Origin of the sequence: Paraflavitalea sp. CAU 1676, from assembly GCF_029223285.1 — a bacterium.
Lineage (GTDB): Bacteria > Bacteroidota > Bacteroidia > Chitinophagales > Chitinophagaceae > Paraflavitalea.
Genome location: NZ_JARHUJ010000005.1, coordinates 26,884 through 41,162, shown reverse-complemented (window position 1 = coordinate 41,162; position 14,279 = coordinate 26,884). Strand labels below are relative to the sequence as shown.

Genomic DNA, 14,279 nt, shown 5'->3' with positions numbered 1-14,279 from the left:
ATAACCAACATGACCAAAATCGGTTAGTTTTGACATATGATTTATAGATCGAAAATGCTCGGCTTTTGCTTCCTGGCCCTGATGGCTGCCGGATGCAAAGAGACCGGGACTGATAAGATGGCTGACCTCCTGAAGAAGCCGCCCTACGAAAGTATTACCGACAGTATCAAGGCTGCTCCTCAAAACGCGGAGCTGTACCTGACAAGGGGCATCCGGCTTTCGCAAAACAACCAGCATGAGTTGGCGACGGCCGATTACGAAAAGGCCTGGACGTTGGCTCCTGCTGAAGGTACTGCGCTGCAGTACATTTCGAACCTGATGCTGGTTGATCAGCCAGGAGAGGCGGTTAAACTGTTGAAATCCTGTATTGAAAAGTATCCCGAAAACCCCACGTTCCGTCGTCGCCTGAGCGAGGTATATACCCAGGTGGGCGCCGGAGAGGAAGCGTTGGCGCAGTACAATGAGCTGCTGGCGAAGGACTCACTCGATTTTGAAAGCTGGTACGAAAAAGGCAATGTGCTGGTACTGATGCGGGATACTGCGGCGGGTATCAAAGCGATGGAGCGTTCTTACGAACTGCAGCCGATCAATTTTACCGGTCTGCCCCTCGCCAACCTGTATGCGGCCACTAAAAACCCGAAGACCATCGCTCTTTGCGATGCACTCATTGCCCGCGACTCCACGCTGGCCAATGATGCCACTTTTCTGAAAGGGGCTTATTATTCCGATACGAAACAATATGCCGCTGCGCTGGAACAATTTGAAGCCTGCATCAAACGCAACTGGAAGTTTACCGACGCCTACATCGAAAAGGGCATCGTACAATATGACCTGAAGCAGTATGACAAGGCTTTGGAGACTTTTGCCATGGCTGCCACGGTTTCCAATACCAGTGCCGACGCCTACTACTGGCTGGGCCGCAGTTTTGAGGCCACCCACCAGCAAGAGAAAGCACTGGAAAATTACCTGCGGGCGGTTTCGCTGGACAAAAACTTCGAAGAAGCCAAAGCAGGGATCAAGAGACTGAAGGGATAGTGGTATCCTGGTTTCTTTTACTATTGCTGAACCCATTATCTTTAAGTCCAAATACATTTTACATGCCGATAGTTGCGCCTTCTCTCCTAGCCTCTAATTTTCTGAAACTGCAGGACGAATGCAATATGCTCAATGAAAGTGAGGCCGACTGGTTTCACCTCGATGTCATGGACGGTGTTTTTGTACCCAATATCAGTTTTGGATTGCCGGTGATCGAACAGATCCGTACAGCCACCAAAAAGGTATGCGATGTGCACCTGATGATCGTGCAACCGGAGCGCTATGCCGAGGCTTTCAAGAAAGCGGGTGCGGATATCCTCACCGTTCACTATGAAGCGTGCACGCATTTGCACCGGAACATTCAGCAGATCAAATCGCTGGGCATGCAGGCGGGCGTTTCGCTGAACCCGCATACGCCGGTAGATGTGCTGAAGGATGTTTTAGACGATATCGACCTGGTGCTGATCATGAGCGTGAACCCCGGTTTTGGCGGACAGTCGTTCATTTTGCATTCGCTGCAAAAGATCAAGCAACTGCGTAAGATGATTGACGAGCGGGCGCTCGAAACACGCATTGAAGTGGATGGCGGTATTACATTGGAGAATGCTGCCAGTGTGGTGCGTGCCGGCGCCGATGTACTGGTGGCGGGCAGCACGGTCTTCAAGTCGCCGGACCCGAAAGCAACGATCAGACAACTGAAACAAATACACTAATTGTAAAGAGGAGCGATGCTCCTCTTTTGTTTTTCGGGCGGCTTATTGCCCGCTATAGTTATTTCAATTACGTCTTTTACGCAGGTGGGGTAGCATAGAGAGAATTCTGCCTTTATCGTAGTCGCTGGATGACCACCCTCCCCACTCTTTTAGTTCTTTTAATACCGCAGGTTTATATGCCTGTTGTAACCTCCAGTTCGTTATCAATTTAGAAGCGATAATAATCGTTATGTATTTCTTTCTTTTCCGGTGCATCCCGGTTACCCGGATCTTTTCGTATCCATCGCCCCAGGCCACCGGATAGCAGTATACTTTGGCACCTGCCACAAATACTTTTGTTCCCCGCTTCAGCTCCTTCTTTTCTCCCCAAGTATGTTCTTCGACTATATTGCCCACCAAACACCAGTGAAAGGTGTCATCATCTTCTTTCTTCCGTGATAAATTATCAGAATACAGCAAAGAAGGTGGCGTCAAGTAGCCAACATCAGGTCGCGTCCTTTTAATTGATAACCAATATTTCCTGATCAAACGCCACATGAGTTCTTATTTAGCTTTGAAGGATTTTGCATCTGCTCCCTGGACCATATAATTTTCATGGTACACAAAGCGGTTGTCCCTAACGTAACTTATGAAGTGGTCTGACGTGTCGGGAGATCTGAGGACCTGTGTGGAAGCCGGGTCAAGGCTATCCAGCAAACTGAATTGAAAGTAGACATGTTCCTTATCGATACCCCAACGGTAATCGGCCAGCCGGCGGAACGTAGCAGGATCTGCGCCAGCTACAATCGACAGGTTACCGCCATCCGAATTGCCATAGTGATAGTATACATGCTTGTTATCCTTCGCAAAATCGGAAGAATCGATAGCCTGAAACGAACCGATATCTATCACCTCGTCCAACCGCTTTTCCAGTCCTTTATCACCAAATCCGTGCGTAAAAAGAGGATCATACACTACAACGAATGCACACCGGCAAGCGCTATCCCTATCCCTGCCCATTAGCAGCTTTCGAAGAAACAGGCGCCCGCCTTTATCAGTATAAAAATCGTATTTAACGTGTTTATAGCTGGCGCTATCGAGCGGTTCACGCGCTGTTACATAGCCAGTCCCATAGCTCCTTTTTTGTTGCTCCGGCCGTTTGTCTTTACAAGCCAAAAGAATAGCTGCGAAAGCAATGCCCAATATGACCTTTATTCTTAACATCTATCAGGTTTAGAAGTTCCATTTTCCTCAATCACCGCTGACCAGGTTCGTGTCAGCATTTGTAAGATAACAATAAGCCAGCTATTGACATATTTTGGCGTGCCGCTGGGAGCAATGGCAAAAAAATATAGCTTTGGCCCACTATGACCAAACTTCGCTCTGCCATCATTGGCTGTGGTAAAATGGCGCGGGTACATGCGCAGGCTTTAATGAATATTGGTGATACCGAGCTGGTGGCGGTGCAAAGCCGCAGCCTCGATAAAGCCAAAGCTTTTGGCGAATCGTTCAACGCTGCACCCTATACCGATATCGCCACCATGATACAGCAGGAGCGCGTTGACGTGGTCGTTATCTGCACGCCGCATCCGGCCCACCGGGAAGCTACCGTTGTAGCTTTCGAAAACGGCGCCCATGTGCTGGTTGAAAAACCACTGGCCATCAGCCTCGATGATAGTGACGCCATGATCGCTGCCGGCAAAGCCGCCGGCCGTCAATTGGGTATGATCAGTCAGCGCCGCTTTATTCCAGCAGCCTACCGCATCAAACAAGCGATCGACGCCGGCAAGCTGGGTACGCCTATGCTGGGCTTTGTGGTGATGTATGGCTGGCGCGATGAAACTTACTATCAAAGCGATCCCTGGCGTGGCAGCTGGGCCGCAGAAGGCGGCGGTGTGCTGGTAAACCAGGCCCCTCACCAGCTGGACCTGTTGCAATGGTATATGGGCAGCGAGTTCGACGAGCTCTATGGCGTGTGGAGTAATATCAATCACCCCTATATTGAAGTAGATGATACAGCCGTTGCGGTGGTACGTTTTAAGAATGGCGCTATCGCCAATATCATGGTGAGCAATGCACAGAAACCCGGCATCTACGGCAAGGTGCATGTACATGGTTCCAATGGCGCTACGGCCGGCGTTCAAACCGATGGCGGCAGTATGTTTTTACCCGGACGCTCCACCATCCAGGAGCCGCCTTTGAATGACCTCTGGACCATTCCCGGTGAAGAAGCGATGTTGCCGCAATGGCAGGAAGCAGACAAAGCATTATTTAACTCGGTCAATGCCGTGGAGTATTTCGTTCGACTGCAACACGAGGATTTCTTCAAAGCTATTCAAGAGAACCGCCGCCCCCTGGTAACCGGCAGCGATGGCCGGCGAACGGTCGAATTGTTCAACGCAATTTACCGCTCTTCCAAGGAGCGTATGCCGGTGAAGTGGCCGTTGTAGTGATCATTTCATCTTGTGGTACATCTGTTCCAGCACACTGTGTGTTTCCATTCTCCAATCGGGCGCGCCTTTGGGCCAGGTGAATTCGTAGTTGATGATCAACTGCCGCAATACCTGGTATCCCTTTTCCGCTTGTGCATCATCGTAAAAACAATGCAGCCAGGAGTTTTTGATGTCTTCCCAATCGGGCATACCGATGCCCCGGCTATACCACTCCAGGATATCGGGTAAGCCTTCGAAGTTGATCTTATCTTTCTGACGTTTGATATTATCGCGGTAGAATAATGCGAAGAACTTCACACAGGCTTTGGCCCTGGCAGCGATGGCGCTGTCTGTTTCGGGCTGAGCCGGCCGGATGCGCCATAAGTTGTTGACGGGATGGAAGGGATCGTTCAGGTGATTTTGATGCACCATGCCATCCGACGACAGGTTGAGGTACAAAGGCTTTCCATCTTCCCCAGCCCTGACGAGGCGGAGGTTGAGAGAATTCAGTTCCTGAATATCCCACACGGTCTCTTTCTTGTCGGTACCGGTGAGTATCAGGGTAAGTTCTTTGCCCGACTTCCTTACCCGCCAGGTGCCGATGCTTACCTGGCCCCTTGGGTTGGCGAGGTAGGTACTATCGGTAAAGATATCGAGGCCGGGTATGGTGGGGCGTCCGTTCTCGTCGCGCAATAGGGCACGCGAGGTGGCGCCTTCCGATTCGCCCGTTTCCCAGTGCTGGCAAAGTATGTCGAGCTCATTCACTTTCTTGATGCCTGCCAGGCGAGTCATCAACGTATCGGGGCCACTGGCAATGGTTTCCTTCAGTACATGGGCGCTTGATCCCGTTTTGTCCTTGACAGTGGCGGCACTATCACCGCAACGGGTGAGTGTACTCATGAATGCGATCAACAACAGTGGAGATATCTTAGAAAATAACATATAGGTCTTCCCGGGGGTTATAGCCAGCCCATACAGGCTGGATTTGGCGGCCAAAATAAAATAAATAATGGATTATTCTGTTTTAGTGTGAGCACAAATTCAATTAATTTCGACAGCATTAAAATCTGACCGGTTGAGATTTATACCCTTACTAATTGGCTGCTTCCTCGCGTGTTTTACCCTTACTGCCGTTGCCCAAAAGAAGCCGGCCTATGTGAGTGGCAAGGTAGTAGATGAGAATGAGCAACCCATTGCCAGGGTTTCGGTCATGATACTTGGCCGGCGTGCCGGTGCGGCCACCTCCGATTCGGGCACTTTCCGACTGCAGGCCCCGGTTGATAAAGCCTTCGCTATCGTTTTCTCTTCAGCAGGTTATAAAACCGAACAGCGTAACTTTCTCCTCAACGAAAAAGAGGAAGAATACATCGTGGTGCGTCTTGAAAAAGGCGCCCGCCAGCTGGACTCGGTGGTCGTTACAGACCAGCGCCAGCGCCGCGAGGCCGGCCTGATCGTGCTGAATCCCAAAAACGCCATCAATATCCCCTCTCCCACCGGTGGCATTGAAAGCCTTATCAAAGTATTCGTAGGCTCTAACAACGAGCTTACCTCTCAATATTCCGTAAGGGGTGGCAACTACGACGAAAACCTCATTTATGTCAACGACTTCGAGGTGTTTCGTCCTTATCTCGTGCGCAGCGGCCAGCAGGAAGGGCTCAGTTTCATCAACCCCGAGATGGCCCGCAACGTTAGCTTTTACAATGGCGGTTTCCAGGCCCGGTATGGCGATAAGATGTCGTCGGTACTGGACATTCAATATAAGAAACCCAAGCAGTTTGGCGGTTCGGCGTATATCGGTTTGCTGGAACAAGGGCTGCACCTGGAAGGCACCAGCCGCAACAACCGGTTCAGCTTCCTGGTAGGCGTGCGTAACCGCAGCAACCGTAACTTATTGAGCAGCCAGGAAACCAAGGGCAACTACGTGCCTTCTTCGGCCGACATCCAGGCTTTGCTGACCTACCAGATCAATAGCCGCAACTCGGTAGAACTGTTGGGTAACCTGTCGCAAACCAAGTTTACGCTGGTGCCTGAATTCAGCCAGCTCACCACTTCCGTATTCTCTCCTTTCTTCAGCGCCAACCTGGGCCTCGATATTTACTTCGATGGCCGGGAAGAGGACAGCTACCGTACGAATATGCTGGGTCTTTCGTGGAACCAACAGTTGCGGAGAAACCTGCGGCTGAAGTGGATGGTGAGCCATTTCGGCAACGACGAACGCGAATCACTGGATATTACGGGCGCTTACCTGTTTGGCGAACGCTCTTTTGATAAGGGTAAACCTGATTTTGGCCTGATCGTGAATCCGCTTGGTGCGGGGCTGTACCAAACCTTTGCCCGTAACCAACTCAATATCGGTGTGTGGAATGCTTCGCATAAGGGTACCCTCGATTTAGGTAAGCACTACCTGCAATGGGGACAAACGATCGAGCAGCAATCGATCGACGACAAGCTGCATGAATGGGAATACCGCGATTCTGCTGGTTATAACCTCCCATACAATCCCAACCTGTTTGAGTTGAGCAAGGTGATCAAATCGAAGGCAGACCTTGACATTACGCGGCTAACGGGTTATTTCCAGGACAATATTGTTTTCAACGACTCTACTGGTTTTACCCTGCAGGCGGGCGTACGGTACAACTACAATACCCTGAACAAGGAATTCCTGGTTTCGCCCCGCGTCGGTTTCTCGTGGAAGCCTGGCCATTGGAAACGCGATATGGTGTTCCGGGGGGCTGCGGGCCTTTATCACCAACCTCCTTTCTACCGTGAGCTACGCCGCTATGACGGCACGATCAATAAAGACCTCAAGGCACAAAAGAGCTGGCAGCTGTCGGCCGGTCTGGACTATAACTTCAAATGGGTGGGCCGCCCCTGGCGCCTGGCTACGGAAGCTTATTACAAGAATATGTGGGATGTGGTGCCGTACGATGTGGACAATGTGCGGCTGCGTTATTTTGGCGAGAACAGGGCCAAAGCCTACGCAGCAGGGTTGGAAATGCGTTTGTTTGGCGAGCTGGTGAAAGATGCGGAAAGCTGGATCAGTATCGGCTTTATGCGCTCGCGCGAAGACCTCGACAAAGACACGTATTACAACTACAAGCTCGATTCGCTGAACCAGCCGATCGACAGCACCCTGACCGAAGGCGGCTGGCTGCGCAGACCTACCGACCGGTTGCTGACCTTTGGCATGTTCCTGCAGGACTACCTTTCGACCAATAAGAACTTCAAAGTATACCTGAACTTCCTCTATGGCAGCAACCTGCCATACAATATCCCCAACAGCGTGAAGTACCGCAATGCCCTGGTGATTGAGCCTTACATGCGGATCGACATCGGCTTCAGCGCCCTGTTGCTCGACAGTGAAAAAAGTAACCGGCGCAGCCATAATCCTTTCCGCAACTTTGAAAACATCTGGGCTACGCTGGAAGTATTCAACCTGATCGATCGGGCGAATACGATCTCTTACCTGCTGATCAAGGACTTCTCGAACAGTACGTTTGCCATGCCCAACCGGCTCACCCCCCGTTTGCTGAACCTGAAGCTGGTTGCCCGGTTTTAACCACACTGGTTATCAGCCCCGTATAATTGCCCGCCGGGGCCTGCCCAGGGTCTCTTATTGTAACCCCGGGGTCTATATTTTTCCCAAAAGGACAATTTTAATTCCCGCTGTGGGAGAGATACGGTCTGTGCCAATTTCATAACTCACTGCCTTTCAAGCATTCACAATTCCGGCATCGGATTAGCAATGTATGGCACAAATCCTTTTCCAGTGAAGCACAATATTAACAACAGCGGTAGTTCAGAAAAAGCAGCACAACAATCAGCGATACAGCGCCAATTGAGCAGGCTGATCCAGGCTAACGCAGACATTGTACCCGAAGCATCCAACAACGTAGAAAAAAATAATATTGTGATCACGAAAGTACAGGTTCGCCCCAACCCATTTTTCACCGCCATCACCCTGGATGTAACGAGTGAGCAAAGCAGACACACGATTGTGCGGATGTATGACCGGGAGGGACACATCGTAAAGATGTTCAGCTGGTTCCTGGTGCGTGGCACCAATGTAACCAGTATACAGGAGGTGAACCTGCTGATGGAAGGGACTTATCACTTAGACATGATCGATAACGAAGGAAAATTATTATACAGTACGAACGTAACCAAGGAAAACTTAGCGCTCTAGGATCTTTGCGCTCAAGAAATAAAGCGGCCGTCCTTTTTCTAAGGGATGGCCCCTTTTGTTTTTGGACGGTGCTGGTAACTACGCTACGTATTCTCAATTCTTTCTACTTTTGGGTATGACCAAATTAAGCGTAAACATTAACAAGTTTGCCACCCTGCGCAACAGCCGGGGCGGCAACAATCCTGATGTTGTGAAGGCAGCGATCGACGCACAGCTCTTTGGGGCAGATGGTGTAACGGTGCATCCGAGGCCCGACGAACGCCATATCCGCTACCAGGATGCGCGCGACATCAAAAAGATCATCACCACAGAATTCAATATTGAAGGCAATTGCCGCGAGCAGAAGTTTATCGACCTGGTGCTCGAGGTAAAGCCTGACCAGGTAACACTGGTGCCAGACGCCGAGGGGCAGCTTACTTCCGACCACGGATGGGACACAATTGCCCATGCGGATTACCTGCGTGAAACGATCGCGATCTTTAAATCGGCCGGTATACGGGTATCCATCTTTGTAGACCCGGTCATCGAGATGGTGAACGGCGCTGCTGCAACAGGCACCGACCGCATCGAACTGTATACAGAAGGATATGCGCGTGAATTCCTGATCGATCAGGAAAAGGCCATCGCTCCTTACCGGGCTGCGGCCATCAGGGCCAATGAACTGGGCCTGGGCATCAATGCCGGCCATGACCTTGACCTGAAGAACCTGGCATTCTTTGCCCGGCAAACCCCCGGCTTACTGGAAGTTTCGATCGGCCATGCTTTGATTGCCGATGCCCTCTACCTCGGCTACGAGAATACCATACAGCTTTACAAGCGGCAGCTTGGATAAATACGAATGGCCCGGCTCGCGATGGCGAAGCCGGGCCATTCAGTTATCATTTCCTCCTTGTATAATACTTATCGCACCGACGGTGCCGCAGATGCGGCCGTTTTACGTTTGTCTACCACCCCTGCCAGACCAATACTGAACAGAAAATGATTGCTGGTAGTGGGCGTTATTCCGAGACGGTATTGTGCATTGAGCAACAGGAATGCTTCATCGAAGATGTTCACCTGCAGGCCAAGGCCGACGGGAATAATTGCGCCATAATACCCCTGGTACTTGGAAGCGCCGATGCCGACCTGGAAATAAGGAGATACAACATACTTATTGGAAAACATCTTGCCGCGGATAGAAGCGTCGGCTTCGAGGAGCAGGTTGTCTTTACCCGATTTCGTTCCATCCTCAAAAGCATAATCGAGGAACGAACCGGTAAGGGTAGACGTAAAGTCGAAACTGGGGCTAAGGCCCTGGATGTAGTTCAATGCCAGTCCGGGTGACATTTCCTTGATCTTACCAAATTGTTTATTGCGTATTGCGGCACCTAGTGATGTGGAGCGGATGGCCTGGGCCGATTTAAAATCATCGAAGATAAAGTGTACACCGAATGTGGGGTTCTGTATATAGTCTCCTTCCTGACAAAATGCAATTGTGTTCAGGAATAGCAAGCCCATTGACAGGCCGTAGATTTTCTTCATAAACCAAGCAGTTTGGTTCGGTAATGAAGCAAATGTAACAGGTAGCAGCTATATGCAGAAAATTATTTATCCTCTGCTGCAGCCTCGTCTGGCGCCGGTTTTTGCCTGCCCAGGTACTCTACTTTTACACGTGTAAGGCCTCTACCGGTATAGCCTAACTTGCCGGCTGCCGTACGGCTAAGATCGATCAATCTTGGATTTTTGGGGTGCATGCGATCCGTAATGCGCACGATCACGCTTTTCTTATTGCGGCTATTGGTAACCCTTACCCAGCAATTGAGCGGATGGGTATTGCTGGCCGCAGTCATATTCTTTTGGCTGAATATTTCGCCATTGGCGGTTTTGCGGCCTTCGAACTTGTTGTGGTAAAAACTTGCCACCCCATATTGGATGCGGCCAACATTCTTCTGTTTAGTCAGCACAATACTATCCTTATGCTCCTGGGCAGCAGCGACCACCGGCATTCCGGCAAGCATTATCAGTGCATACAGAACACGTTTCTTCATAGAATAACAAATGGATTATCACAGGATGGACTTATCGGCGAAATACCGCTCTCTCAGCACCTTATCTTCGGCATAGACGTCTTCGTATATCTTGAGTTTTCCGCTTTTTCCCTCACAGGTAAAATAGCGGATATAGATAGGAACCTTCGGAAAACCCCAAACGGTATGTTTCTCCTGCCGCGTTATCCAGGTCCTTAACGTATCGGGGTGGTATTTGAGTGTGTCTGCCCGCACAAGAAAATCGGCCAGCTTAAGAAATTCCTTTACCCGTACACAACCATGGCTCAGCGCCCGGTTGCCCCGGCTGAATAACCAGCGGGCATTGGTATCGTGCAGGTATACGCTGTATTTGTTGGCAAAATTGAACTTCAATACCCCCAGGGAGTTATCGTCGCCCTGGCGCTGTTTCAGCAGGTAGGGGAAATGATTCTTGCTGAGCTTGCTCCAATCGATGGTATAAGGATCGATAATGCTATCGTTCTTATCTACCACCATCAGGTTTTCCTTATTGAGGTATTCCACATTCTTTTGGATCTTAGGCAGCATTTCCTTGAAGATGATGCTGTAGGGTACCGTCCACTGCGGATAGATGATGAAGTTGGATACATTGGAGGTGAGCAACGGGGTCCTTGTTTTGGGCTGCCCTACGATCACTCTCGATTCCATGACCATGGTATCCATGTTCACTACCCGCATGTAGAAGGCAGGTATGTTTACCCAGATATAGGTGAGCGGCAATGTATCGGGCAGCAGCTTATACCGGTCGAGGTTGATGGCCACGCGCTTGAATTTTTCCCAATCGGTATTGTTGAGGCTGTTGACTGTATTTTCATTGACCTTACCGGTAGGCTTAAGTCCTTTTGCCTGCTGATACCCCATCAGGGCCTGGCGCCACACGGCGGTATCGATGGGTTCGGTGGCCGATGGTACGATATCGTCTTCGAACAAGCGGCGCTGTAAGGCATGGCGCAGGGAGGCAGAATCCTTGTTGGGATAGTTGATGTAGGTATAGCGCTTGAAGGATTGTATGGAGTCGAGGAAAAACTTCAATCCTATTTTGAGCGAATCGTATCCGGTATGTTTAGGTTCGAGGTCGTGCAGGGTTGTTTTGACGTTTCCGGTGTGTCGCACAAGGTGAAACACTTCAGTGAAGAACTCGTTGTTGACGGCCGAGTCGTTGCGCATGGTGAGGCTATCTCTGTCCAGGCGGCCGAGCTTTAAGTGACGGGTGGCGAGGAAGAAAGCGTCGGTGAGCATCAGATCGGCGCGCGACCAGAGGGCGGCGTCTTTGCGAGCGATCGAATCACCATTCATTTTGTTACGGATACCAGCCAGTGCCCTGAAATGGTAATCGGAAGGGAACAATCCATATTCTTTCGATTGCTCAATGAACGCGTACAATGAATCGCCCAGGGGTGACCAGTTTTCCTGTGCACACCAGAGGGGTTGAAAGTTTTCCTTCTCGTATAAACCGTAAACCAGGGAATCATTGGCCAGGAGTACTGTATCGTTGAGACGGCCTTTGTTATCGACAATGAAAGAAAGCGCTTTTTTCAGGTTATCGCTTACCCGCACCTCAAATTTCTCAGGCACTTCCACGATATCCTTTTCGGGAGGCTTAACAGTAGGCATACCGCAGGACAGAACAAAAAAAATGCAGATTAATAGAACACCACCCATCGTGCCTGCATGCGTACTCTTATTCATTGTTTGACTTAATTGATCAGGGCAAAAGTTTCGTATCTTTCAACAGAGATGGATTTAAGCATCAATCAGTTGCAATGATATACAAAATAGCACTTCAGCGTAATATTTTCGTATGCTTCATGTTATTTTTTTTCCACCAGCATGGGGTACAGGCTCAGGATATCGACATTAAACGCTACGGTGTGCCGGTTATTGGCGACCTTGACACTTATCAGGCGCAAGTACAGGGTGATTCGTCAAAAAAAATGGTTGAACTGAAGTCGTTAATGCCTGATCTGGTGTATGATTTGCGCTATGCAACCACCAACAACTTCATGCACCGCCGCATGTACAATCCCCCACCCCGCGTTACTTTCTTACGCGCTCCTGCTGCCCGCGCCCTGGCGCGCGTACAGGCCGAATTAGGACCCCAGGGTTATGGCTTGAAGATATTTGATGCTTACCGGCCCTATTCGGTCACCGTGGCCTTCTGGGAGCTCGTAAAAGACGAGCGGTACGTTGCTAACCCCGCCAAGGGTTCGGGTCATAACCGCGGCCTGGCCGTTGACCTCACGATCGTTGACCTGAGCACGGGCAAAGAGCTGGATATGGGCACCGGGTTCGATAATTTCACCGATACGGCGCACCAGGACTTTAAGGCACTTCCTGCACAAGTATTACAACATCGTGAAACCCTGACCAACGTGATGCGGAAACATGGCTTTACAGCCATTGAGACGGAATGGTGGCATTTTTACTGGCCCAATGACCGGCAATATGAAGTACTGAATATCCCCTTTTCGGTGTTAAGTGCTGGTAAAAGATAATAACCGCACTACTATCAAAGAGCAGTACCTGCCGTAGTGATCTTTTCTACTGCGGTTACGGCATTCGTATTGAGGGGGCCGTATATATGCGGAAATGTATCGGCGGTTGATGGCGACCACTCGTAGATGAAGCGGCTGGTAAGCTTTTCGGTGTCGATGACCAGCTTTACGAGGTTTTCCTTCCCATTGAAATAACGCTGCAGCACGCCGGGGATCTGCGATTCCTGCGAACAATGGATAAATCCTTCTTCTTTGAGGGAAGCTGCCTCGTACGCGCCTTTCGCGGAGGCCGCATCCCATTCGGCCTGGGTGGTGATGTGGTAAATGGTCGCCATGATCTTATATGGTTCTTTTGATGTGTTGCTCCAGCATGTAGAAGTCGGCCATCACCATCGCCGTTACTGCTTCCAATACCACAGGCACGCGCAACGCTATACAAAGATCGTGGCGTCCTTTCACGGAAAAGGTTTCCTGTTCACCAGTTTCCCAGTTCAGGGTGATCTGTTCTTTCGGGGTTGATGAGGTTGGCTTTATCGCGATACGGAATACCAACTCGTTGTTGTTGGTGATGCCGCCCACTACCCCACCCGCATGGTTGGTACGCGTTTTACCGGTATTATCTTCAATGGCATCATTGTGATCGGCACCGAACATACGCGCTGCCGCGAATCCTGTACCAAACTCGACGCCCCTTACGGCCGGTATGGCAAATACGGCGTGGCTCAATACAGATTCTACTGAATCGAAGAAGGGTTCACCCAATCCCAGTGGCAATCCATTTACACGACACTCCACGATACCTCCGATGGTGTCTTTGGCATCGATGGCTTTTTGCAGGCCTTTATCCAGGTCGCTTTCGCCGCCTATTTCGAGGATAGCTGCCTTGACATCGCTTTGTTGGGTAGCCAGCAGTTTTTTGGCAATGACGCCGGCGGCTACCAGGCATACCGTAAGGCGGCCGCTGAAATGGCCACCGCCCCGGAAATCTTCATGGCCGCCGAATTTCTGGTGCGCTACAAAATCGGCATGGCCGGGCCTGGGTACCGAACGTTGCTTTTCATAATCGCCCGAACGGGTGTTCTTGTTCTCGAACAGGATGGTGATGGGTGCACCGGTTGTCTTGTTGTTGAATACGCCGGCCTTAAAGATGGGAATATCATCTTCCTTGCGGGGTGTTGTACCCTTTTGCTGTCCACCTTTACGACGCTCTATATCGGGCATAAAGTCTTCCACAGTGAGGGGAAGTCCGGCCGGACAACCATCGATGTTAATACCTACGCTTTCGCCATGCGATTCACCAAAGATGGAGACCCTGAATATTCTGCCAAAACTGTTCATTCCTGTTGTTTGTAACGTTTACCGGGCCAAGGGCCCCGTGTAGTGTTTGTTGATCC

General features: G+C 50.4%; 15 protein-coding genes. 7 read left to right on the top strand and 8 right to left on the bottom strand.

Annotated elements, in window-relative coordinates; genetic code table 11:
- The first annotated feature begins 36 nt into the window (after nt 1–36).
- Together P2H89_RS16590 and rpe are read left to right on the top strand one after the other, a co-directional pair.
- Nucleotides 37–1,035, top strand: a complete 999-nt coding sequence (locus P2H89_RS16590) for a tetratricopeptide repeat protein (protein WP_275828794.1) — start codon at nt 37–39, stop codon at nt 1,033–1,035.
- A 62-nt stretch (nt 1,036–1,097) separates the two neighbouring features.
- The gene (rpe, locus tag P2H89_RS16585; protein WP_275828792.1) at nt 1,098–1,748 is read left to right on the top strand and encodes a ribulose-phosphate 3-epimerase; all 651 of its coding nucleotides are present in this window, start codon (nt 1,098–1,100) and stop codon (nt 1,746–1,748) included.
- Between the two features lie 63 nt (nt 1,749–1,811).
- Here rpe and P2H89_RS16580 read toward each other — a convergent pair whose 3' ends face one another.
- Nucleotides 1,812–2,285 (bottom strand): hypothetical protein, encoded by a 474-nt coding sequence (locus tag P2H89_RS16580; protein WP_275828790.1) that lies wholly within the window; start codon nt 2,283–2,285, stop codon nt 1,812–1,814.
- A 6-nt stretch (nt 2,286–2,291) separates the two neighbouring features.
- Nucleotides 2,292–2,951: a DKNYY domain-containing protein gene (locus P2H89_RS16575; protein WP_275828788.1), complete on the bottom strand. Its 660-nt coding sequence runs from the start codon at nt 2,949–2,951 to the stop codon at nt 2,292–2,294.
- A gap of 143 nt (nt 2,952–3,094) precedes the next feature.
- Here P2H89_RS16575 and P2H89_RS16570 point away from each other — a divergent pair, with 143 nt between their 5' ends.
- Nucleotides 3,095–4,177: a Gfo/Idh/MocA family oxidoreductase gene (locus P2H89_RS16570; RefSeq protein WP_275828786.1), complete on the top strand. Its 1,083-nt coding sequence runs from the start codon at nt 3,095–3,097 to the stop codon at nt 4,175–4,177.
- Nucleotides 4,178–4,180: 3 nt separating this feature from the next.
- On the opposite strand, the gene P2H89_RS16565 is transcribed toward P2H89_RS16570, so the two are convergent.
- Complete coding sequence (locus P2H89_RS16565; protein ID WP_275828784.1) at nt 4,181–5,101, bottom strand: hypothetical protein; 921 nt, start codon at nt 5,099–5,101, stop codon at nt 4,181–4,183.
- Nucleotides 5,102–5,234: 133 nt separating this feature from the next.
- Between P2H89_RS16565 and P2H89_RS16560 the strand changes: the two genes are divergently transcribed.
- The 3 genes from P2H89_RS16560 to P2H89_RS16550 all read left to right on the top strand — a co-directional run bounded on the left by P2H89_RS16560 (nt 5,235) and on the right by P2H89_RS16550 (nt 9,177).
- Complete coding sequence (locus P2H89_RS16560; RefSeq protein ID WP_275828782.1) at nt 5,235–7,718, top strand: TonB-dependent receptor; 2,484 nt, start codon at nt 5,235–5,237, stop codon at nt 7,716–7,718.
- Between the two features lie 210 nt (nt 7,719–7,928).
- The gene (locus P2H89_RS16555; RefSeq protein WP_275828780.1) at nt 7,929–8,345 is read left to right on the top strand and encodes a hypothetical protein; all 417 of its coding nucleotides are present in this window, start codon (nt 7,929–7,931) and stop codon (nt 8,343–8,345) included.
- Between the two features lie 115 nt (nt 8,346–8,460).
- On the top strand, nt 8,461–9,177 hold the full coding sequence (locus P2H89_RS16550; RefSeq protein WP_275828778.1) for a pyridoxine 5'-phosphate synthase: 717 nt from the start codon (nt 8,461–8,463) through the stop codon (nt 9,175–9,177).
- Nucleotides 9,178–9,245: 68 nt separating this feature from the next.
- Here the strand turns inward: P2H89_RS16550 and P2H89_RS16545 are convergent, their stop codons facing one another.
- The 3 genes from P2H89_RS16545 to P2H89_RS16535 form a co-directional block, all read right to left on the bottom strand.
- Nucleotides 9,246–9,866 (bottom strand): hypothetical protein, encoded by a 621-nt coding sequence (locus tag P2H89_RS16545; RefSeq protein WP_275828776.1) that lies wholly within the window; start codon nt 9,864–9,866, stop codon nt 9,246–9,248.
- Between the two features lie 62 nt (nt 9,867–9,928).
- Nucleotides 9,929–10,372: a septal ring lytic transglycosylase RlpA family protein gene (locus P2H89_RS16540; protein WP_275828774.1), complete on the bottom strand. Its 444-nt coding sequence runs from the start codon at nt 10,370–10,372 to the stop codon at nt 9,929–9,931.
- A gap of 18 nt (nt 10,373–10,390) precedes the next feature.
- Nucleotides 10,391–12,004: a L,D-transpeptidase family protein gene (locus P2H89_RS16535; protein ID WP_275828771.1), complete on the bottom strand. Its 1,614-nt coding sequence runs from the start codon at nt 12,002–12,004 to the stop codon at nt 10,391–10,393.
- Nucleotides 12,005–12,198: 194 nt separating this feature from the next.
- Between P2H89_RS16535 and P2H89_RS16530 the strand changes: the two genes are divergently transcribed.
- A complete protein-coding gene (locus tag P2H89_RS16530) occupies nt 12,199–12,885 on the top strand; it encodes a M15 family metallopeptidase (protein ID WP_275828769.1) in 687 nt (228 codons plus the stop codon).
- Nucleotides 12,886–12,899: 14 nt separating this feature from the next.
- Here the strand turns inward: P2H89_RS16530 and P2H89_RS16525 are convergent, their stop codons facing one another.
- Nucleotides 12,900–13,220, bottom strand: a complete 321-nt coding sequence (locus P2H89_RS16525) for a DUF952 domain-containing protein (protein ID WP_275828767.1) — start codon at nt 13,218–13,220, stop codon at nt 12,900–12,902.
- A gap of 4 nt (nt 13,221–13,224) precedes the next feature.
- Nucleotides 13,225–14,223, bottom strand: coding sequence for a chorismate synthase (locus tag P2H89_RS16520; protein ID WP_275828765.1), 999 nt, complete (start codon nt 14,221–14,223; stop codon nt 13,225–13,227).
- Nucleotides 14,224–14,279 lie beyond the last annotated feature (56 nt).